Origin of the sequence: Saccharothrix lopnurensis, from assembly GCF_042658445.1 — a bacterium.
GTDB lineage: Bacteria > Actinomycetota > Actinomycetes > Mycobacteriales > Pseudonocardiaceae > Actinosynnema > Actinosynnema lopnurensis.
Window position 1 is genome coordinate 147,327 of sequence record NZ_JBHSQO010000017.1, and the last position, 19,040, is coordinate 166,366.

26 protein-coding genes are annotated in these 19,040 nt (G+C 73.3%); 18 read left to right on the top strand and 8 right to left on the bottom strand.

Translation table 11 applies throughout. From position 1 onward, the window contains the following. Window positions 1-147: 147 nt before the first annotated feature. Window positions 148-1,200, bottom strand: coding sequence for a LacI family DNA-binding transcriptional regulator (locus tag ACFP3R_RS18735; protein ID WP_380637517.1), 1,053 nt, complete (start codon window positions 1,198-1,200; stop codon window positions 148-150). A gap of 101 nt (window positions 1,201-1,301) precedes the next feature. Between ACFP3R_RS18735 and ACFP3R_RS18740 the strand changes: the two genes are divergently transcribed. Further along, the gene (locus ACFP3R_RS18740; RefSeq protein ID WP_380637518.1) at window positions 1,302-2,612 is read left to right on the top strand and encodes an MFS transporter; all 1,311 of its coding nucleotides are present in this window, start codon (window positions 1,302-1,304) and stop codon (window positions 2,610-2,612) included. Next, window positions 2,599-3,792, top strand: a complete 1,194-nt coding sequence (locus ACFP3R_RS18745) for an enolase C-terminal domain-like protein (RefSeq protein ID WP_380637519.1) — start codon at window positions 2,599-2,601, stop codon at window positions 3,790-3,792. Before ACFP3R_RS18740 ends, ACFP3R_RS18745 begins: the two co-directional genes overlap by 14 nt. Window positions 3,793-3,798: 6 nt before the next feature. Here the strand turns inward: ACFP3R_RS18745 and ACFP3R_RS18750 are convergent, their stop codons facing one another. The 3 genes from ACFP3R_RS18750 to ACFP3R_RS18760 form a co-directional block, all read right to left on the bottom strand. After that, window positions 3,799-4,434 carry a cytochrome c oxidase assembly protein gene (locus tag ACFP3R_RS18750; RefSeq protein WP_380637520.1) on the bottom strand — a complete coding sequence of 212 codons (636 nt, stop codon included), beginning with the start codon at window positions 4,432-4,434 and terminating at the stop codon, window positions 3,799-3,801. A 251-nt stretch (window positions 4,435-4,685) separates the two neighbouring features. Further along, window positions 4,686-5,135: a DUF2243 domain-containing protein gene (locus ACFP3R_RS18755; protein ID WP_380637521.1), complete on the bottom strand. Its 450-nt coding sequence runs from the start codon at window positions 5,133-5,135 to the stop codon at window positions 4,686-4,688. A 130-nt stretch (window positions 5,136-5,265) separates the two neighbouring features. Next, window positions 5,266-5,547 carry a hypothetical protein gene (locus ACFP3R_RS18760; protein ID WP_380637522.1) on the bottom strand — a complete coding sequence of 94 codons (282 nt, stop codon included), beginning with the start codon at window positions 5,545-5,547 and terminating at the stop codon, window positions 5,266-5,268. On the opposite strand from ACFP3R_RS18760, the gene ACFP3R_RS18765 reads away from it, so the two are divergent. The 10 genes from ACFP3R_RS18765 (at window position 5,536) to ACFP3R_RS18810 (ending at window position 14,226) form a co-directional block, all read left to right on the top strand. Beyond that, entirely contained in the window at window positions 5,536-5,700 is a 165-nt protein-coding gene (locus ACFP3R_RS18765; RefSeq protein ID WP_380637523.1) for a hypothetical protein, read from the top strand. The genes ACFP3R_RS18760 and ACFP3R_RS18765 overlap by 12 nt on opposite strands. Window positions 5,701-6,018: 318 nt before the next feature. Beyond that, the gene (locus ACFP3R_RS18770) at window positions 6,019-6,261 is read left to right on the top strand and encodes a hypothetical protein (RefSeq protein ID WP_380637524.1); all 243 of its coding nucleotides are present in this window, start codon (window positions 6,019-6,021) and stop codon (window positions 6,259-6,261) included. A 57-nt stretch (window positions 6,262-6,318) separates the two neighbouring features. Further along, window positions 6,319-7,356, top strand: a complete 1,038-nt coding sequence (locus ACFP3R_RS18775) for a MerR family transcriptional regulator (protein WP_380637525.1) — start codon at window positions 6,319-6,321, stop codon at window positions 7,354-7,356. Between the two features lie 749 nt (window positions 7,357-8,105). Continuing rightward, window positions 8,106-9,368 (top strand): ATP-binding protein, encoded by a 1,263-nt coding sequence (locus tag ACFP3R_RS18780; protein WP_380637526.1) that lies wholly within the window; start codon window positions 8,106-8,108, stop codon window positions 9,366-9,368. Further along, window positions 9,365-9,763, top strand: coding sequence for a roadblock/LC7 domain-containing protein (locus tag ACFP3R_RS18785; protein ID WP_380637527.1), 399 nt, complete (start codon window positions 9,365-9,367; stop codon window positions 9,761-9,763). Before ACFP3R_RS18780 ends, ACFP3R_RS18785 begins: the two co-directional genes overlap by 4 nt. Beyond that, window positions 9,760-10,113, top strand: a complete 354-nt coding sequence (locus tag ACFP3R_RS18790; RefSeq protein WP_380637528.1) for a DUF742 domain-containing protein — start codon at window positions 9,760-9,762, stop codon at window positions 10,111-10,113. Before ACFP3R_RS18785 ends, ACFP3R_RS18790 begins: the two co-directional genes overlap by 4 nt. Continuing rightward, window positions 10,091-10,687 carry a GTP-binding protein gene (locus tag ACFP3R_RS18795; protein ID WP_380637529.1) on the top strand — a complete coding sequence of 199 codons (597 nt, stop codon included), beginning with the start codon at window positions 10,091-10,093 and terminating at the stop codon, window positions 10,685-10,687. The genes ACFP3R_RS18790 and ACFP3R_RS18795 overlap by 23 nt, the downstream gene beginning before the upstream one ends. After that, on the top strand, window positions 10,684-12,060 hold the full coding sequence (locus ACFP3R_RS18800) for a cytochrome P450 (protein WP_380637530.1): 1,377 nt from the start codon (window positions 10,684-10,686) through the stop codon (window positions 12,058-12,060). Before ACFP3R_RS18795 ends, ACFP3R_RS18800 begins: the two co-directional genes overlap by 4 nt. Beyond that, window positions 11,997-13,148, top strand: a complete 1,152-nt coding sequence (locus tag ACFP3R_RS18805; protein WP_380637544.1) for a cytochrome P450 family protein — start codon at window positions 11,997-11,999, stop codon at window positions 13,146-13,148. The genes ACFP3R_RS18800 and ACFP3R_RS18805 overlap by 64 nt, the downstream gene beginning before the upstream one ends. Before the next feature lie 118 nt (window positions 13,149-13,266). Further along, window positions 13,267-14,226: a Leg1-related protein gene (locus ACFP3R_RS18810; protein ID WP_380637531.1), complete on the top strand. Its 960-nt coding sequence runs from the start codon at window positions 13,267-13,269 to the stop codon at window positions 14,224-14,226. Between the two features lie 125 nt (window positions 14,227-14,351). On the opposite strand, the gene ACFP3R_RS18815 is transcribed toward ACFP3R_RS18810, so the two are convergent. The 4 genes from ACFP3R_RS18815 to mrf form a co-directional block, all read right to left on the bottom strand. Next, the gene (locus ACFP3R_RS18815; RefSeq protein ID WP_380637532.1) at window positions 14,352-14,792 is read right to left on the bottom strand and encodes a VOC family protein; all 441 of its coding nucleotides are present in this window, start codon (window positions 14,790-14,792) and stop codon (window positions 14,352-14,354) included. Between the two features lie 162 nt (window positions 14,793-14,954). Continuing rightward, entirely contained in the window at window positions 14,955-15,116 is a 162-nt protein-coding gene (gene rpmF / locus ACFP3R_RS18820; protein WP_380637533.1) for a 50S ribosomal protein L32, read from the bottom strand. 1 nt (window position 15,117) lies between these two features. Beyond that, window positions 15,118-15,369: a type B 50S ribosomal protein L31 gene (locus tag ACFP3R_RS18825; RefSeq protein WP_380637534.1), complete on the bottom strand. Its 252-nt coding sequence runs from the start codon at window positions 15,367-15,369 to the stop codon at window positions 15,118-15,120. Next, a complete protein-coding gene (gene mrf / locus ACFP3R_RS18830; protein WP_380637535.1) occupies window positions 15,366-16,460 on the bottom strand; it encodes a ribosome hibernation factor-recruiting GTPase MRF in 1,095 nt (364 codons plus the stop codon). The genes ACFP3R_RS18825 and mrf overlap by 4 nt, the downstream gene beginning before the upstream one ends. A 47-nt stretch (window positions 16,461-16,507) precedes the next feature. Here mrf and rpmB point away from each other — a divergent pair, with 47 nt between their 5' ends. The 6 genes from rpmB to ACFP3R_RS18860 form a co-directional block, all read left to right on the top strand. Then, window positions 16,508-16,747, top strand: a complete 240-nt coding sequence (gene rpmB, locus ACFP3R_RS18835) for a 50S ribosomal protein L28 (RefSeq protein ID WP_380637536.1) — start codon at window positions 16,508-16,510, stop codon at window positions 16,745-16,747. Next, on the top strand, window positions 16,747-16,914 hold the full coding sequence (rpmG, locus tag ACFP3R_RS18840; RefSeq protein WP_033439124.1) for a 50S ribosomal protein L33: 168 nt from the start codon (window positions 16,747-16,749) through the stop codon (window positions 16,912-16,914). The genes rpmB and rpmG overlap by 1 nt, the downstream gene beginning before the upstream one ends. Beyond that, window positions 16,914-17,210 (top strand): 30S ribosomal protein S14, encoded by a 297-nt coding sequence (gene rpsN, locus ACFP3R_RS18845; protein WP_380637537.1) that lies wholly within the window; start codon window positions 16,914-16,916, stop codon window positions 17,208-17,210. The genes rpmG and rpsN overlap by 1 nt, the downstream gene beginning before the upstream one ends. A 10-nt stretch (window positions 17,211-17,220) precedes the next feature. After that, window positions 17,221-17,454 (top strand): 30S ribosomal protein S18, encoded by a 234-nt coding sequence (gene rpsR / locus ACFP3R_RS18850; protein WP_380637538.1) that lies wholly within the window; start codon window positions 17,221-17,223, stop codon window positions 17,452-17,454. Window positions 17,455-17,576: 122 nt separating this feature from the next. Further along, window positions 17,577-17,870 carry a hypothetical protein gene (locus tag ACFP3R_RS18855; RefSeq protein ID WP_380637539.1) on the top strand — a complete coding sequence of 98 codons (294 nt, stop codon included), beginning with the start codon at window positions 17,577-17,579 and terminating at the stop codon, window positions 17,868-17,870. Between the two features lie 472 nt (window positions 17,871-18,342). Then, the coding region (locus tag ACFP3R_RS18860) for a cellulose binding domain-containing protein (protein WP_380637540.1) at window positions 18,343-19,040 on the top strand (698 nt) is incomplete at its 3' end.

The following is a 19,040-nucleotide window of genomic DNA, read 5'->3' on the forward strand; positions in this document are numbered from 1 at the left end:
GATCGACGACGGGGAATTCACGAGCGGGAGCCCGGTGAAGCCGCGGAATTCGCGCCACGTCCGTGCCGGGCCTTTCATCCCGGCCGCCGGACCCGCGACCATGCGCCCCGACCATGATCGGAAACGTTTCCGGGCAGCACCGCCAGGTCAGCAGGACCGGTCGCTGTCCTTGGGCACCAGCGTCATCGGCCACAGCTCGCCCACCGGCGGCGGGGGCGCGGGCGCCAGCCGGTCCAGCACCAGCTCGCCCAGCCGGCGCCCGTAGTGCTCCAGCGAGACGTGGAAGCAGGTCAGCGACGGGACCAGGTGCTCGCACACCGGGTTCTCGCGGAACCCGATGACGGCCAGGTCGCGCCCCGGCTCCACGCCGTTGGCGCGCAGGTGCCGGTAGAGCCCCGGCGCCAGCGTCTCCTGCGCCAGCACCACCGCGGTCGGCCGGTCGGCCGACGCGAGCAGCCGCTCCCCCAGCACGCCGCCCGCGTCCCGGTTGTCCGGCAGCCGCAGGACCAGCCCCGGGTCGTCGTCCAGGCCGCGCTCGGCGACCGCCTCCCGGTAGCCGCGCAGGAACTCGACGTCGCTGTTGACGTCGCGGTCGGCGGTGGCCACCGCGATCCGGCGGTGCCCGCCGGCGGCCAGCCTGCGCACCGACTGCGCGGCCACCCCGGCGAAGTCCAGGTCCAGCCAGGAGTGCTCGTGGGCCTGGGTGCGGCCCAGGCTGACGAACGGCACGCGCTGCTCGACCAGGTGGTCCACCCGCGGGTCGGTGCGGCGGGTGTCGGCCAGCACGAAGGCGTCGGCCAGGTGCCGGTCCACCGCGTTGCGCAGGAACTCGTCGGGCTTGGCGGCCGGACCGAACGGCAGTATCACCAGGTCCAGCCCCCGCGGCCAGAGCACCTCCTGGAGCCCGTTGCAGACGTTGAGGAAGAAGGTCTCGCCGGACTGCGTGCGCGCGGTCTGCGTGGGCATGACCAGGGCGACCGTGTTGGTCCGGCCCTGGCGCAGGCTGCGACCGGACTGGTTGGGGCGGTAGCCCAGCGCCGCGGCCGTCTCGGCCACCAGCCGGCGGGTCTCCGCGCTGACCTCGCCGCGGCCGTTCATCGCCCGGGACACGGTGCTGATCGACATGCCGAGCTGGCGGGCCACGTCGCGGATGCCCGCGCCGCGCGACGGCGCCGCCCCGCGCCCCTCCTCGGCTCCCATGCGCCGAAGATACCGCGCCGGTGCGGCGGCGTTGCTCGCCGGAAACGTTTCCGGTAGCGTCCGCGCATCATCGAGTGCCGCGGCCGTCCAACGGAGGACCCATGATCGAAACCGCCGTCATGCGCAAGCTGACCCTGAGGCTGCTGCCCGTCCTGGTGGTCGGCTACTTCGTGGCGATCCTGGACCGGGCCAACCTCGGTGTCGCGGCCCTGACCATGAACGCCGACCTCGGGTTGAGCGCGGCGGCCTTCGGCGTGGCCGCGAGCGTGTTCTTCGTGCCCTACGTACTGCTGGAGGTGCCGTCGAACCTGGCCCTCCAGCGCTTCGGCGCCCGGCTGTGGATCGCCCGCATCATGATCACCTGGGGCGTGATCAGCGGCCTGCACGCGATCGTCTGGAACGCGGAGAGCCTCTACGTCATGCGCGCCCTGCTCGGCGCGGCGGAGGCGGGCTTCTTCCCCGGCGTCATCTTCTACCTCACCCAGTGGATCCCGGCGGCCCACCGCGGCCGCGTCCTGGCCGGGTTCACCGCGGGCATCCCGATCGCGCTGGTCATCGGCACCCCGCTGTCCGGGGTGCTGCTGAACCTCGACGGCTGGATGGGCCTGCACGGCTGGCAGTGGATGTACATCATCGAGGCCCTGCCCGCGGTCGCGCTGGGCGTGGCGATCCCGTTCCTGCTGCCGAACAAGGTCGGCGACGCCAGGTTCCTCACCGCCCGGGAGAAGGAGTGGCTGAGCACCACCCTGGAACGGGAGCGGCTGGTCCGCGAGGCCGCCGGCGGTCCCGGGCACAGCCTGCTCAAGTCGCTGTTCAGCCCGCAGGTGCTGCTGTTCGCGCTGTGCTACTACGGCCTGACCAACCTCAACGGCGCGGTCAGCACGTTCCTGCCGCAGATCCTCCTGCCGTTCGGCCTGGGCAACACCGCCACCACGTTCGTCGCCGCCGTGCCCTACCTCTTCGGCCTGGTGGGGATGCTCGTCATCGGTCGGTTCGCGGACCGGCCCGGTCGCCGCGCCACCGCGCTCTACACCGCGCTGGCCATCTCGGCGGTGGGCCTGGTCGCCTCGGCCCTGGTCGACCAGCCGACGCTGAAGCTCATCGCGCTGTGCTTCGCCGCGTTCGGCGTCTTCGGGGTGCTGCCGGGGTTCTGGGGCCTGCCCACCGCGCTGCTGGCGGGCACCGCGGCGGCGGGCGGCATCGCGCTGATCAACGCGCTGGGCAACCTGTCCAGCGTGGTCAACCCCGCGGTGATCGGGGTGATCCGGGAGCGCACCGGCGACTTCAACGGCGGGCTGCTCTGGCTGGCCGCGATGGCCGTGCTGGCCGCGCTCGTGCTCACGCTGATCCTGCGGTTGTGGGGTTCGCGGGCGACCGCGGGAACGGGAGGTGTGGTCGATGCGCATCGCTGACGTCCGGCTGCGCAGGCTGGAAGGCGTCCTGCCGACCGAAGGCGACCTCTGGGAGCAGCGGCTGGTCCGGCCGCTGGACGTGTACCCGGAGTACCGGGACCGGGAGGACCACGAGGGCGGGGTGCAGACGGCGGAGGGGTTCCACCTGGTCAGCCACTTCGTGGAGATCGAGACCGACGAGGGGCTGATCGGCCGCGGCGGGCCGGTGCCCGAGCAGGTCGCCTACGTCGTCGCGCGGGACCTGCGACACCTGCTGCTCGGCGCGGACCCGATCGCGGGCGAGAAGCTGTGGGACCAGATGCACCGCAGCCAGGTCCACGGGCGGGCCGGGAACGCGATGCTGGCCATCAGCGCCGTGGACTGCGCCCTGTGGGACCTGCGCGGGCGCTGGCTGGGCCGGCCGGTGTACCGGCTGCTCGGCGGACCGACGCGGGAGACCGTGCCGGCGTACGCGTCGATGCTCGGCTTCAGCGTGACGGACCCGGACCTGGTGCGGCAGCGGGCGGTCGAGTACCGGGACCTCGGCTACGCCGCGCAGAAGTGGTTCTTCCGGTTCGGGCCGACGAGCGGGCACGAGGGCCTGCGCCGCAACGTCGAACTGGTCCGCACCGTGCGCGAAGCGGTCGGGGACGACTACGACATCATGTTCGACTGCTGGCAGGCCATGGACGTGACCTACGTCCGGGAGCTCGCCTCCCGCATCGAGCGGTACCGGCCGCGGTGGCTGGAGGAGTGCGTGATGCCGGACCGCGTCGACAGCTACCGGGAGCTGCGCGAGCGGCTGGGCATCCCGCTGGCCGGCGCGGAGCACGAGTACACCCGCTGGGGCTTCCGGCGGTTCGTCGACGCGCGGGCGCTGGACGTGCTCCAGCCCGACATCTACTGGTGCGGGGGCCTCTCGGAGACCCTGAAGATCGCGGCCTACGCGACCGCGCACGACCTGATCACCATCCCCCACGGGCACTCGGCCGCGGCGACCCTGCACTTCTCGCTGACGCAGTCGCCGATCCACACGCCCTACCAGGAGGACCTGGTGAAGTGGAACGCCGTGCACCAGCACTTCCTGCGCCACCCGGTCAACCCGGTGGACGGCCTCCTGCACGCCCCCGCCGAACCCGGCCTGGGCATGGACCTGGACACCGCCCGCGCCACCTCGGACACCTGGATCTTCCAGCCCTAGTCGGCGTCACGGCGCCTGCCGGACCACGTGGTCCGGCAGGCGCGGCGGCGGGTGGGCGGTACCGGGGGCGCGGGCTCGGCGCCGGTACCAGCCGGTGCGGGCTCGGCGCCGGTACCAGCCGGCGAACAGGGCGGTGGCCAGCGCCAGCTCGGCGAGGTCGCCGCCGTGGTACATCAGCCGGGCCGCCGCCCGCAGGGCCTCGGCGTCCCCCGCCCCGGTCGGCGGCAGGGCGAGGGCGTCGGCGTAGAGGAGCTTGGCCAGGACGGCGTGGGCGGCGGCGGCCAGGACGAACACCACCGCCCGGGTCGTCGTGCCGGGGCGGCGGGGAGCGGGGTCGGGTCCGGCGATGGACCAGGTGAACAGGTAGCCGGCCGCCAGGTGGTGCAGGTTCAGGACGTGGTGCAGCACCAGGTCGTGCTCGGCGGCCCGGTGCAGCGGGGTCAGCACGACCGCGTACAGCCCGCCGACGCTCAGCAGGGCCGCCACCGCCGGGTGCCCGAGCACGTGCACGGGCCGCGACCGCAGCACCCGCCCGACCCACCGCCTGGTCCGCGGGTCGGCGACGCGGAGCAGGAGCGTGACCGGCGCGCCCAGCACCAGCCCGAGCGGGGCGACCATGCCCAGCAGCAGGTGGCGCGCCACGTGCGCGCGGGGGGTCGTGACCGGCCGGCACCGGGGACAGGGCCAGCGCCACCGCGGCGCAGCCGAGCAGCCAGGCGGCGGTGCGCCACCGGCTCCAGCCGCGCGGACCGGTCGCGGCGCGGCGGGCCGCGACCAGGTAGCCCACGGCCGGCGCGGCCGCCACCACCAGCGCGGGCGCCGCCCGAAGCCAGGGGTCCGGCTCGACGGCGTAGCCGGTGTGGTGCGGGTGTCCGGGTTCGGCGGGCACCGGGTCAGCCGCGCGGGTGGGCCGGACTGCGGTGCCGCCGGGCAGCGCGCCGGGTGATCACGGCCCCGACGACCAGGAGCAGCGCGCCGGCGGAGTTCCACACCAGGTCGTAGGGCAGCACGTCCACCCCGTAGCGCACCTGGTGCAGCCGGAAGACCTTGTGGTTGACCAGGCCGTCGAACAGCTGGAAGGCGCCCGCCCCGAGCAGGGCACCGCCCCACGCCGCCGACGGCACCAGGTCGCCGCGCCGCCGCAGGTCGGCGAACCAGAAGAACCCGCCCACCAGCGCCAGCAGTTCGGCCGCGTGCAGCAGGCCGTCCGAGAGCAGCCCCGCGGTGGGGGTGGAGCGGTCGTAGAAGTGGTGCCAGCCCAGGAGCTGGTGGAACACGATCTCGTCGACCGCGGCCATCACCGCCGCCCCGATCACGCCCGCGGCCAGCGCCGACGTCCTCACCCGCGTCGGCCCAACCGATGAGGTCGCCACCCGTGCCCGCCCTTCGCACCGCCGCCCGGCCTCCGCCACGGGCCGGAGTTCCCGGCGCGGGCGGGGGCAAACACCGCCCGCGCCGATCCACCGGGCGCGATCAGGCCGCGGTCTCCGGCAGGCAGTCCTGGCCGGTGTGGCGGCTCAGCACCGCCACCACGTCCGCCGGCCGCACGTCCCGCTGGAGGGCCCGCCGCTGCCGCACGGCCCCGTTGCCTGCCTGGAGGATCTCGGTGAGCAGGGAGTTGACCGCGCGCAGCTCCCCGGTCCGGCGCAGCACCGGCCGCACGTGCCGGACGAGGCGGCCCAGCGGGTGGGAGGCCGGGGCGCGGCGGTCGGCAGGTGGCCGGAGGGGCCGCGCGGTCGGCAGGTGCCCGCGCACCTCGCGCACCCCCGGCACACCGGCGTGGTGCTCTCCACCCGCGCCGGGGTCGGCTCCGGCCGCAGGTCCGCGCCGAACCCGCGCGCCACGTCGACGACCTCGCCGGCCACCGGCAGGGGCAGGCCGCTGTCGGTGTCGGAGCCGGCGGGATGACCGCACGAGGGGTGTCGGCACGCTGTTCGACCGACCAGGAGTGCTCCCGGCGGTCTCGTCCGCGACCACCGAAAGGAGTGCCGGAACACCACTACCGTGCGAGAACAACTCGCTCGTGGGGCACGAGGGCACTACCCGTCGCCCGGAGTTCCGGCTCTCGGTTCCCGCCTTGCCCTGGGCGGGTCCACTCGGCCACGAACAGGTGGTTTCGACGGCCGGACCCGGGTATCCGACGGGGACGTCGAACAGCCGGCGATCCGCATCCCGCCTCGATGCCCGGGACCCCGGCGAGGCGCCTCCGAGCCCTTGGACATCGCCATGGCCACCACGCCCTGCCCCGATCCCGGCGCCATCGTCACCTACCTCAACCCCGACGTGCTCCACCCGAGCGTCTACGTGCGCGGCGTGGTCGTGGGGCCGCACGTGGTGGACCCGCGGACCTCCCACACGTGGGTGCCGGTGATGCTGCCCGACGGCGCCACGTCGGTGCTGGACACGGCGCACATCATCGAGGTGCTGCCGACCGACCTCCCCGGCCCGGAGGGCGAACCCGCGGGTTGAGGGCTCACGAGTCGGGGACTTGCGCCTCAAGCCGCATGAGACCCCACAGTGGGGGCCATGCACGACGACCAGCTGTACCCGATCGGGGACGTGGCGCGCCGCACCGGGCTGAGCGTGAGCGCCGTCCGGTTCTACGCCGACGCCGGCGTCGTCCCGCCCACCGGTCACACCGACGCCGGTCACCGGCTGTACGACGTCGGCGCCATCGCCCGGCTGGAGCTCGTCCGCACCCTGCGCGAACTGGGCGCGGGCCTGGACGACGTCCGCCGGCTGCTGACCGACGAGACGACCCTGCACGACCTGGCCACCGCCCACCTCGCGCTCGTCGAGGGGCAGCTGCGCCACCTGCGCGCCCGGCGGGCCGTCCTGCGCACCATCGTCAACCAGCACACCGCGACCGAACGGGTGGCCCTCATGCACGACCTCGTCTCCCTGTCCGACGACGACCGCGACCGGCTCCTGGACGGGTTCTGGGACGAGGTCACCGACGGCCTCACCGTCCACCCGTCCTTCGCCGAGCAGCTGCACCGGATGCGGCCCACCCTGCCGGAGGAACCCACCACCGAGCAGCTCCAGGCGTGGATCGAGCTGGCCGACCTGGTGCGGGACGACGCCTTCCGCCGGTCGGTCCGCCGGTTCTTCCACGACGCCTTCTCCTCACCCGGGGCGATGGAGGTGACCACCCCGGCGATGATGGGGCTCATCGAGGCGCACCGGCTGGTCGAGGTGGAGGCGTGGGAGGCGCAGCGGGCCGGGCTGCCCCCGGACTCGCCGCGGGCGCGGGAGATCGCCGAACGCCTCCTGGGCTCGCTCGCCGCGCTCACCGCCGAGACCGCGGGACAGCCCCTCGACGAGGACGGCCTCGCCGAGCCCAGGCGGTCCGTGGTGGCCCCCGACCACACCAGCGCGCCCCACCGGCACGCCGAGCAGGCCATCACCGGGTTCACCGACCTGCTCGGCGCCTACGTGTCGCTGATGGCCACCATCGGCGGGACGCCGCAGCCGGACCCGGAGGAGGCGCGGGAGAGCGAACGGTGGGTGGCCGCGGCGCTCGGGGCGGCCGGCTCCCCGGGCGAGGACGCACCGGGTCGCTGACGGCCGGGGGCGGCGGCCAGGGACAGGGGGCGGCCAGGGGGCAGGGGGGCGGCCAGGGGGCAGGGGGGGGCGGCCGGGGCCGGGCCGGGTGGCCGCGGCCGAGGGCCGGGCCGGGAGGTGGGCCGGTAGCCGAGGGCCGGGGGCGGACCGAGGGGCTGCGGCCGAGGGCCGGGCTGAGGGTCGGGCTGGGGCTTAGGGCAGCGTGTCGGGCAGGGAGGCGGGGGCCGGGCCGAGGGCCGGGGGCGGGGGCCGAGGGCCGGAAACCCGAACCCGCGCGCGGCGAAGTGGCGCACACCACGCGGCCATCGGTTTCCACCACCGCGCCGCCAATTCCATTCCCACCCATTTCCCACCCCCTCGCCGTCATGGGTTTGCGCAGGCAGGTGGTACTGCGGGCGACACCGGGACAGCCGATCGGGCATCGACCGGGACTTCCGCCCGCCCATGAATTTCGAGCGAACTCCTCCCGGATTCCCCCCACTGCCGCCACCCCGGCACGAAAAGCCACCACCAGCCCCTGACCAGGCAAGACAACAGAAGCAGGACCACCACGGGCCGTCCCGCCGCCGGCCCGGAGTTCGACACCGAGCCGAATGTCCACAGTGGACATATGGTAATGGTATTCCCGGCAGTTGCTCCATCGGGGGGACACTGCCTCAACCACTTGGCGTCCGATGAAGTCCCGTGATAAAGATCAGAGCCTGCTGAACGCACTGGTATCCGGCAGCTCGCCCGCACCAGAGGAATTGATGGATCACCAAAGACTCACGATGGCGTTCTGGTCCCTGCTCGCCCTCGTGCTGATCGCCGTGTTTCTGCTGGTCCGCCGGCACCTGGCCGGCCGTGCGCTCCGGCTCCGGGCCGAGGCGGCCGAGGCCCGGCTGCGGGCCCTGGCCGAGGAGGAGCGGCACCTGGTCGACGCCCGGCTCCCCGCCCTGGCCGAGTCGCTGCGCCACCGGCCCGTCGAGGTGCCCGGCGCGCGGCGCCCGGAGGCGGCCGAGGGCCACGAGCAGGTGCTCGCGCTGTTCGCCGACTCCGTCCGGCAGGCGACCGCGCGGGGCGAGCAGTCGGCCCGCGCCACGCTCAAGTCGATGATGCGCGCGGTGCAGAGCCTGGCCAACGAGCAGCAGGTCGCGATCTCCGCCATGCAGGACCGGCACGACGACCCGGACGTGCTCGCCGGCCTGATGCGCATCGACCACATGAACTCCCAGCTCAACCGCCGGGCCCAGGCCACCGCGGTGCTCTGCGGGTCCTGGCCGGGGCAGCAGCGGTCGGCCTCGGCGCTGACCGACGTGGTGCGCGGCGCCACCTCGCGCATCCGCGACTACCTGCGGGTCAACGTCCCGGCCGAGTCCGACGTGGCGGTGGTCAGCCGCGCGGTGGAGCCGGTCGTGCTGGCCGTGGCCGAGCTGCTCGACAACGGGGCCCGGCACTCGCCGCCCAACACCAGCGTCGAGGTCAACTTCCAGCAGGCGCACAACGGCATGGTCGTCATGGTCGACGACGGCGGCGTGGGCATGACCGTCGAGGAGCTGCGGCGCGCGGCCCGGCTGCTGGCCGGCGACGGCGCCAGCGACATCAACCGGCTCGGCGACCCGCCGCAGGTCGGGTTCGCGGTCATCGGCGTGCTGGCCCAGCGCTACGGCTTCCGCGTCTCGGTGGACACCCGCTCGCCCTACGGCGGCGTGCGCGCGGTGGTGTTCCTGCCGAACGAGCTGCTCACCCGCGTCAGCAAGCCCACCGTGCCGGACAACGCCGTCGCGCCGCCGCCGGAGCAGCAGCCCCCGGTCGCGCCCGCGGCCGACACCGAGCCCGCCCGCACCCCCGGCGGACTGCCCCGACGACGGCGGGTGCGCACCGCCGAGCAGGGCACGCCGCCGTCGGCACCCGCCGGTTCGGCGCCGCCCGACCGACCGGTCGCGACCGGGCTCGCCGCCTGGAAGCGCGGGACCGATTCGGGCCGGGCCACCACCCCGCCGCCAGTCGCTGAAGGGAACACCCAGGCATGAACGACTTGGGCTGGATGCTCGACGACGCACTGAAGATGCCGGAGACGCGGCACGCCGTCCTGCTGTCCGCCGACGGGCTGCTGATGGCCCACTCCGCCGGCATCGGCCGGGACGACGCGGAACGGCACGCCGCCGCGATGTCCGCGCTCCAGTCGCTGGCCCGCGCCACGGCCGAGTTCTGCGGGCAGACCAGCGCCGAGTGGCAGCAGACGGTCAGCGAGTTCACCGGCGGCTACGTCTTCCTGGCCGCCGCCGGACCGGGCGCCTACCTGGCCGTGTCGGCGACCTCGCGGGTGGACATGGAGGCGGTCTCCTTCCGCATCCAGGAGCTGGTCCAGCGGCTGGGCAAGGAACTCACCAGCCCGCCGCGGCAGGACGCAGGCAGCCCGGAGTGAGCGGCGAGAGGCGCTCGCGGGGGCTGGTGCGGCCGTACGTGGTCACCGGCGGCCGGGCCCACGCCAGCCGCAACACGTTCGACGCGGTCACCGTCGTGATCGCCACCCGCGAGGAGGTCTCCGGCCTGACGCCGGAGAAGAAGCGGCTGATGGAGCTCTGCCGCGGCGGCGCGCTGTCGGTGGCCGAGATCGCCGCGCACCTCTCACTGCCGATCAGCGTGACCAAGGTGCTGCTGTCCGACCTGGTCGACAGCGGCCACATCGCCACGCACGCCGCGGTCTCGCACACCGCCCGCCCCGACATGAAGCTGCTGAAGGACGTGCTCGATGGCCTCCGCGCTTGCCTCTGACGGCGTCTACCTGCGCGACACCGTGCGGACGGCGGTGAAACTGCTGGTCGTGGGTCCCTTCGCGGTCGGCAAGACCACCTACGTCGGCACCCTCTCGGAGATCCGCCCGCTGCGCACCGAGGAGACGATGACCCAGGCCGGGGCCCTCGTCGACGACCTCGCCGGGGTGAGCGGCAAGAGCACCACCACGGTGGCGCTGGACTTCGGCCGGCTGACGCTCAGCGACGAACTGGTGCTCTACCTGTTCGGCGCCCCCGGCCAGCAGCGGTTCACCCAGGTCTGGAAGGACATCGCCCACGGCGCGCTCGGCGCGCTCGTGCTCACCGACTCCCGCCGGCTGGAGCAGTCCTTCGAGGTCATGAGCCTGCTGGAGGAGCTGGACATCCCCTACGCGGTGGCGGTCAACTCCTTCGACGGCGCGCCCGCCTTCCCCGGTGCGGAACTGCGGGACGCGCTGGACCTGCTGCCCGAGACCCCGCTGGTGTTCTGCGACGCCCGCGACGTGACCTCGTCCACGCGGGCACTCGTCACCCTCGTCGAGTACCTGCTGAACCGCAACCAGGAGAACGCGTGACCTCGCAAGCCGCCCCCGGGCAGGCATGTCCCGCACACCAGGGCCGCACGCCCCTGCACGGGCCCGGGTTCGCCGCCGACCCGGCCGCCACGTACCGGGCCCTGCGCGAGCACGGACCGGTCGCCCCGGTCGAGCTGGCGCCCGGTGTGCCCGCCAACCTCGTGGTCGGCTACGCCGCCGCGCTGGACGTCCTGCGCAACCCCAGCGCGTTCCCGCGCGACCCGCGGCGGTGGCAGGCGAAGATGCCGCCGGACTGCCCGGTGCTGCCGATGATGATGTACCGGCCGAACTGCCTGTTCTCCGACGGCGCCGCCCACGCGCGGCTGCGCGCCGTGGTCACCGACAGCCTCGCCCGGGTGGACCCGAACGCGCTGCGCGCCCAGGTCGAGCAGACCGCGGACCTGCTGATCTCCCGGTTCGCCCGCAAGGGCGAGGCCGACCTGCTCGGCGAGTACGCGCAGCTGCTGCCCCTGATGATGTACAACCACCTCTACGGCTGCCCGCCGCAGCTGGGCGACCGCCTGGTCTCCGCCATGCGCAGCGTCTTCGACATGGTGGACCCGGAGAGGGCCAACGGCGAGCTGACGCAGTGCATGCTGGAGCTGGTCGCGCTCAAGCGGCAGCGGCCCGGCCAGGACATGCCCTCGTGGATGATGGCCCACCCGGCCCGGCTGACCGACGAGGAGCTGATCCACCAGCTCGTGCTGCTGATGGGCGCGGGCACCGAGCCCGAGCAGAACCTGATCGCCAACGGCATCCGGCTGCTGCTGGCCGACGACCGGTTCGCCGGCGACCTCTCCGGCGGCAGCCTGCCGGTCGAGGAGGCGCTCGACGAGGTGCTGTGGACCGACCCGCCGATGGCGAACTACTCCGCGAGCTACCCGGTCGAGGACACCGACTTCGCCGGGGTCCGGCTGCCCGCCGCCGAACCGTTGGTGATCAGCTTCGCGGCCGCCAACAACGACCCGGTGCTGGCCGGTCAGCAGCGCTCCGGCAACCGGGCCCACCTGGCCTGGAGCGCGGGCGTGCACTCCTGCCCGGCGCAGCAGCAGGCGCGCCTGATCGCGTCGGTGGCGATGGAGAAGATCCTCGACGCCCTGCCCGACATGCGGCTGGCCGTCCCCGCCGACCAGCTGGTCTGGCGACCCGGCCCGTTCCACCGCGCGCTCACCGCGCTCCCCGTGCGTTTCACCCCGGTAGTCGTGCCCGTCCAACCCGACGAGTCACCTGGAGAAACCCGTTGGAACGTCCAGCCGACCCCATCGTCCTCGACCTCACCGGTCGCGACCTCCACGCCGAGTCCGCAGCCATCGCCGCACGGGGGCCGGCAACGCTGGTGGAGCTCCCTGGCAAGGTTGTTGCGTGGTCGGTGACCGGGCAGGAGACCTTACGCAGGCTGCTCGGTGACCCGCGGGTCTCGAAGGACCCGCGGCAGCACTGGCCGGCCTACACCAGCGGGGGGATCTCCGAGGACTGGCCGCTGCACCTGTGGGTGTCGGTGCAGAACATGTTCACCGCGTACGGGAACGACCACCGCCGCCTGCGCTCGCTGGTGGCCAAGGCGTTCACGGCGCGGCGCGTGGCGGCGATGCGGCCGTGGATCGAGCAGATCACCCACCGGCTGCTGGACGGGCTCGACGCGGCCGAGCAGCCGGTGGACCTGCGGGAGCGGTTCGCCTACCCGATCCCGATCGAGGTGATCTGCCAGCTGTTCGGCGTGCGGGACGAGGCGCGGGCGAGGTTGCGCAAGGTGGTCGACGGCGTCTTCGACACCACGATCACCGCCGAGGCCGCCCAGGCGAACGCCGCGCAGCTGTACGGGATCATGCACGAGCTGGTCGCGGCGAAGCGGGAGGACCCGGGCGACGACCTGACCAGCGGCCTGATCGCGGTGCGCGAGGACGACGGCTCGAAGCTGGAGGAGGCCGAGCTCGTCGACACCCTGATCCTGGTCATCTCGGCGGGCTACGAGACCACGGTGAACCTGCTGGACCAGGCGATCACGGCCCTGCTGACCCACCCGGAGCAGCTGGCCGCGGTGCGCGCGGGGACCAGCGGCTGGGCGGACGTCATCGAGGAGGCCCTGCGCTGGCAGGCGCCGATCGCGAACCTGCCGCTGCGGTACGCCGTGGAGGACGTCGAACTCGGTGACGGGGTCGTCATCCGCCGGGGTGAGGCGATCCTCGCGTCCTACGCGGCGGCGGGCCGGGACAGGTCGGTCCACGGCGACACGGCCGACGAGTTCGACATCACCCGGGCCGACAAGACCCACCTGGCCTTCGGGTACGGCGTCCACTACTGCCTGGGTTCCCCGTTGGCGCGCATGGAGGCGGAGATCGCCCTCCCGGCGCTGTTCGCCCGGTTCCCGGGGATGGAGCTGGCGGTGGCCCCGCACGAGCTGGAGCCGACCCACTCCTTCATCTCCAACGGCCACGAGTCCCTGCCGGTGAGGCTGAAGTAGCACGGTGGACGTGGCCGGGGAGCGGACGCGGCCGCGTTCACGTCCACGTCGGTCCGGGTGCGTCAACGGCGGTGACGCACCCGGACCGGTCCACTACCCCGCGCGGAGGATGTCGACCATGGCCCACCCCGACGAACTGGCGGACCTGGACCTCTACCGGGTCTGGACGACGGCGGCGGACCTGGGAGGGGTGTTCGACCCGTTCCGCTTCGAGCAGCGGATGGCCGCCTACCGGCTGATGATCGGCAACACGAACCCGGCGGACCGGTTCGGCGCGGACAACCGGCACAACCCGCTGTGGGGCCTGGTGTTCCAGCACCAGTGGCAGTTCCGCACCGGTCGGCTGGGCGCGGGCGCGCAACGGGACGGGCTGATCGACCCGGACTCGCCGTGGGGCTACGGCAACTACACGCTCAGCGTCATCCCGTGGCTGGGGGCCGGAGCCGCCGGGGTGGTGCCGGCCCTGCCGGTCGCCGACCCGCCCGCCGGCTCCCGGTTCCGGTACGTGACCGGTGGAGCGGTGCCGGAGGAGCTCGCCGCCGCGGTGGCCGACTGGCGGGCCTACTTCGTGCTGGTGGCCGGGAGCGGACCGGCGGACGCGGTGGGTGCGGCGGACGCGGAGCCGGCGCGCCTGGCCCTGTGGAAAGCCCACAAGACGTCCCTGGACGTGGTGGTGGACGCGATCGCGGACCTCGACGCCGCGCCCTGGCCGGCCCTGGAGATCACCTTCCTGCGCGGCTGGTGCCGGATGGTCGACTACCTGTGGGCGGCGGCCTGGCCGACCGACTTCGCCTTCATGACCGCGCACGGCCTCGACGTGCTGCCCGAGTCGCCGCTCACCACGCCCGAGGACGTGGACGCGCTGCCGGCCAAGACCCGCGGCAACGTCGTCAACGTCCTCCGGCTGGCCACCACCCCGAGGTGGCGCTACCACCTGAACCTGGTGCTGTGGAAGCGGGTCATGCGCACACGTGAGGCGCGGGACCAGGTGCTGCCGCTGCTGGACGCGGTCTTCGACCCGCGGCCGGACAACGCCGCCGAGCGCCGCAGGCTGCTCGGTCACCTGCTGCGCCCCTGACCTGGCGCGGGTGCTCGCGGGACCGGGCGGGCGGCTGCTGCCCGACCGAACTGCCCGCCCACCTGGCCCCCACCACCTCCCGCGACCGGGGCGCGGCCGGCTGGAACCGCGCCCCGGCACGGGGATCACCCGTCGTGCCCGCCGCCGCCATCCCCGCCAACGCTGACGTCGACGACCCAGACGACGCCGAAACGGTCCCGCAGCATCCCGTAGGCGGGGGCCCAGCCCGCCGGCCCGATCGGGACCACGACGGTCGCCCCGTCGCAGAGCCCGCGCCAGTAGCCGGTGACCTCCTCGACGCCCTCGCCGCGCAGGGAGACGAAGAACGAGTTCTCGCCCCGGTCGAAGCCCGTCCGCGACGGCACGTCGTAGGCCATGACGCGGAAGCCGTTCCCGGCCCGCACCTGGCCCCACATGACCTGGTCGGCCTCGGACTCCTCCTGGACGGCCCCGGCGTCCCGGTACGTGACGACGGCGAGGTCTCCGCCGAACACGGACCGGTAGAACTCCAGCGCCGCGCGGGCGTCACCGCGGAAGTTGAGGTGGGTGGTGGTGGTGACGGACAAGGTCGTTCCTCCAACTGGACTTGGTGCCTGACGTGGGGCAACAGTCGCAGGAGAAGCGGCCGGGGCGTGTCCTCCTCTCCGGGGACCGGCGGCGGACTTCGCGACATCCCCGGGTCACGGGGACCGGCGCGCCGAACACCCACCGGCGCGCCGGCCCCGCGCTCACAGCAGGCCGCGCCGGTAGGCGGCGACGAGCCGCCGGGGCACGACGAGCACGCGGCCGTCGAGGGTGGTGACCGGGACCAGGTCGGGCACCTCCGCCTTCCACCGCGACCGGCGGTGGCGGGTGTTGCCGCGCGAGGTCCTGCGCTTGGGGACGGCCACGTCAGCGGTTCCTCCTGCCGTAGCGGCGGTTGAACTTCTCGACCCGCCCGGCGGTGTCCACCACGCGCTGGTTGCCGGTCCAGAACGGGTGCGAGTCGGACGTGACGTCCACCGTGATGAGCGGGTAGGTGTTGCCGTCCTCCCACTCGACCGTGCGGGTCGAGGTGGCCGTGGACCTGGTCAGGAACGCCTTGCCCGTCGCCTGGTCCTGGAAGACCACCGGGTGGTAGTCGGGGTGGATGCCCTGCTTCACAACTCCTCCATCTCGTCGTGCCACTCGGCGAACGGGTCGACGAACTCCAGCTCGTCGACCAGCGCCAGTTCCTCGTCGGTCACCAGCGCGTCGCGCAGGGCCGCGGTGATCCCCTCGGCCGGCGCGGACCCGGTGATGACCACCAGCTCCTGCGACCGGTCGCCGTAGCGGGGGTCCCACACCGCCGACGCGATCGCCCGGCGCTCGACGGGGAACCCCGACCAGTCGTCCACCGCCGCCAGCCACGGCCCGAGGTTGCCGACGTCCAGTCCGCCGCCGGCGGACTCCAGCCACAGCGCGGTGTCGGGCTGGCTGGCGAGCCAGACGCGGCCGCGCGTGCGCACGACGCCGTCGAGCAGGACGTCCAGCGCGTGGTGCAGGCGCATCGGGTGGAAGGGGCGGCGTTCGGTGAAGTGCACGACGGACACGCCGTGGGCGGGCTCCAGCGGGGGCTGCCCGCGCAGCAGGGTCCCGAAGCCGTCGTCGAAGCGGCCGCGGCGGGCGTCCTCGGGGATGGCGGCCAGCAGCTCCGCGACGTCGAGCCCGCCCCGGTGCCGGCGCGGCGCGAGGGGCGAGAGCCGGTCGAGCACCGCGTCCAGGGCCGGGTCGTCGCCGGTCCCGGTCAGCACCAGCGCGTCGGCGAACTCGGCCTGGCCCACGACGACCTGCGCCACGGTCCGCTCGTCGCCCTCGGCCGCGCCCAGGCCCCGGTCCGCCATGGCGTCCTCACCGGTGGCGTCGGCCAGCCAGGTCGCGCGGTCCACGACCGTGACCACGGCCCCGACCCGCACGTCCACCTCCCGCAGGGCGAAGCAGACGGCCTCCGGCTCCAGCGCCGGGTCCAGGTGCACGACCACCCGGCCGCCCAGGCGCTCCAGCAGCGGCAGCAGGTCCAGGCGCAGGGTGCACGACACGCAGCCGTGGGCGAGTTCGAGCACGGTCAGCTCGCCGTCGACCCAGCGGCGCACCACGCCCCGGGCCAGGTCGCGCAGGTCGTGCCGCACCAGCACCGCCCCGGGCTCGGCGCGCCAGATCGCCTCGGCCACGTCGTGCCGCGCCACACCGGCCACCAGCAAGACCTCGGTTTCCATGTGGGCTAGCCTATCGGAAACGATTGTCGTTTCAAACTGGAGGTAGCGTGTCGTCTCGGCACTGCCAGGTCACCGGGCGCAAGCCCGGCTTCGGCAAGCAGGTCTCGCACTCCCACCGGCGCACCTCGCGCCGGTGGCTGCCCAACACCCAGCGCCGCCGCTACTGGCTGCCCTCGGAGAACCGGCACGTGGTGCTCACCCTGTCCACCAAGGGCATCAAGACCGTCGACAAGCGCGGCATCGAGTCCGTGGTGGCCGAGCTGCGCAAGCAGGGGGTGAAGGTCTGATGGCCAAGAGCACCGACGTGCGGCCGATCATCAAGCTCCGCTCCACCGCGGGCACCGGCTACACCTACGTCACCCGCAAGAACCGCCGCAACGACCCCGACCGCCTGGTGCTGCGCAAGTTCGACCCCGTCGTGCGCCGCCACGTCGACTTCAAGGAGGAGCGCTGATGGCCAAGAAGTCCAAGATCGCCAAGGACCGGCAGCGCCGCGAGGTCGTCGCCCGGTACGCCGAGCGGCGCGCGGAGCTGAAGGAGATCATCCGCATCGACCCCGAGCGCCGCGACGAGGCGCTGGCCGCACTGCGGAAGCTGCCCCGCGACGCCAGCCCCACCCGCCTGCGCAACCGCGACACCGTCGACGGTCGCCCCCGGGCGGTGTTCCGCGCCTTCGGCCTGTCCCGGATCAGGCTGCGCGAGATGGCCCACCGGGGCGAGTTGCCCGGCGTCATCAAGTCGAGCTGGTAGGAGGAAACCCGTGCCCCGCCCCGAACGCGCGCCCAAGCGCCGCGTCAACCTCCTGCACAGGGAGGGCGTGACCGCAGTGGACTGGAAGGACACCGCCCTGCTGCGCAAGTTCGTCTCCGACCGCGGCAAGATCCGCTCCCGCCGCGTCACCGGCCTGACGCCGCAGCAACAGCGCCAGGTCGCCACCGCCATCAAGAACGCCCGCGAGATGGCGCTGCTCCCCTACCCCTCCCAGGGCCGCTGAACGAGGGGGTGGGGGCCCGGTGTCCCGAGCCCCCACCCCCTCGTCCGCCCTCACGGGAATCACGGCCGCTCCCCCACCGGGACGGCGGTGCGGCGGGCTCGCGTGAGCAGGCCGCGGCGGGGGTGACCAGCAGGGCCGTCACCCGGTCACCCCCGGGGCCGTTCGGCCTCGGTGAGCGCTCGACCACCGGCGAGGTGCTGCCGGAACTGCTGCCGGGCAACGCCGTGACGCTCACCCTGACCGTCACCGGCGCCTGGCCGCCCGGTCCGCTCGACGTGCGGGTCCGGGCCGAGCCCGTGGCCTCGGCGGCGCAGTCCCTGAGCACCGCCATCGCGCTGTGGCGGGCCCGGCGGAAGATCCGGGTGTCGCGCGAGCAGCCGTCCCGGACGGGCGGGAAAACGCTTGCCGAGCCGTGAGCGCCGGGTTCACGTCGATGAACGGGTCTGGTAACGCTCCCAGAGTGAGGTAGCAGTGCGGTGGGACCATTCAGCCCTGTCGCTTCTCGGCTTGACGGATGAGCGGACCCGTGCCACGGAACCACATCACTCGATCAGCCGAGACGGGCAGCGAAACTTTATCGAACAGGCGGTTGACACCGGGTCGACCGCGTTCGTACGGTCTACCTCGACATCCCGGGTGCCCGAACAGGTTGGGTGCCAAGCGAATCCCGATGACGACCAAGGCCGCACAAGCAGCCCGACCCAGGGTGACCGCCTTCTGGATAGCGCTTTCCAGATCGCTGCCGGGAGGAAGTGAATCGTTTCACCGTCGAAGGCGACGGGCGCGAACGACCACGCTGTCGAACGGACACGTCCAGCTCCTTCTGGGAGCGCTCCCAGAAGGAGCAGAGCGAATGGAGCAACGGTGCTCATAACCTCGCGCACACGGATGGCGGTCGCCGCTGCGGCGATCAGCGCACTGGCCGGCGGACTCACTGTGGCAGGAGTGGCGTCGGCCGCTCCCGGCTGTGGGGTCGATTACGTGGTGCAGAACAGGTGGCAGGGTGGGTTTTCCGCCGGTGTCACGATCACGAATCTGGGTGATCCGGTGGACGGGTGGAGCCTGGTGTGGAGCTTCCCCGGCTCGGAGCGGTACGGCCAGGGTTGGAACGCGGTGTTCGCGGCTTCGGGTGCGGCTGTGACGGCGTCCAATGTGGATTACAACCGGGTGATCGGGACCGGTGGTACGGCGTCGTTCGGGTTCAACGGCACGATGAGTGGTGGCGAGGTGGGTACGCCCGCGTCGTTCGCGCTCAACGGGACGGTGTGCACGGGCGGTGTGGCCCCGACGACCACCACGACCACCACCACGACCACGACCACGTCGAGCCCGGGTCCGGGTCCCGCTCCTGGTGATCCGACGGGTCGTAAGCAGGTGGAGCGGTTGGACCGCGGTGTGGTGAGTGTGCGGTCGGGCAGTGGGAACCTGGTGAGTTGGCGGTTGTTGGCGGGTGATCCGCAGAACGTGGGGTTCAACGTCTACCGGGGTGGCGCGAAGCTCAACGGCAGTCCGGTCACCGCGTCGACCAATTTCCTGGATGGTGGTGCGGCGGTGGATGCGTCGTACACGGTGCGCGCGGTGGTGGG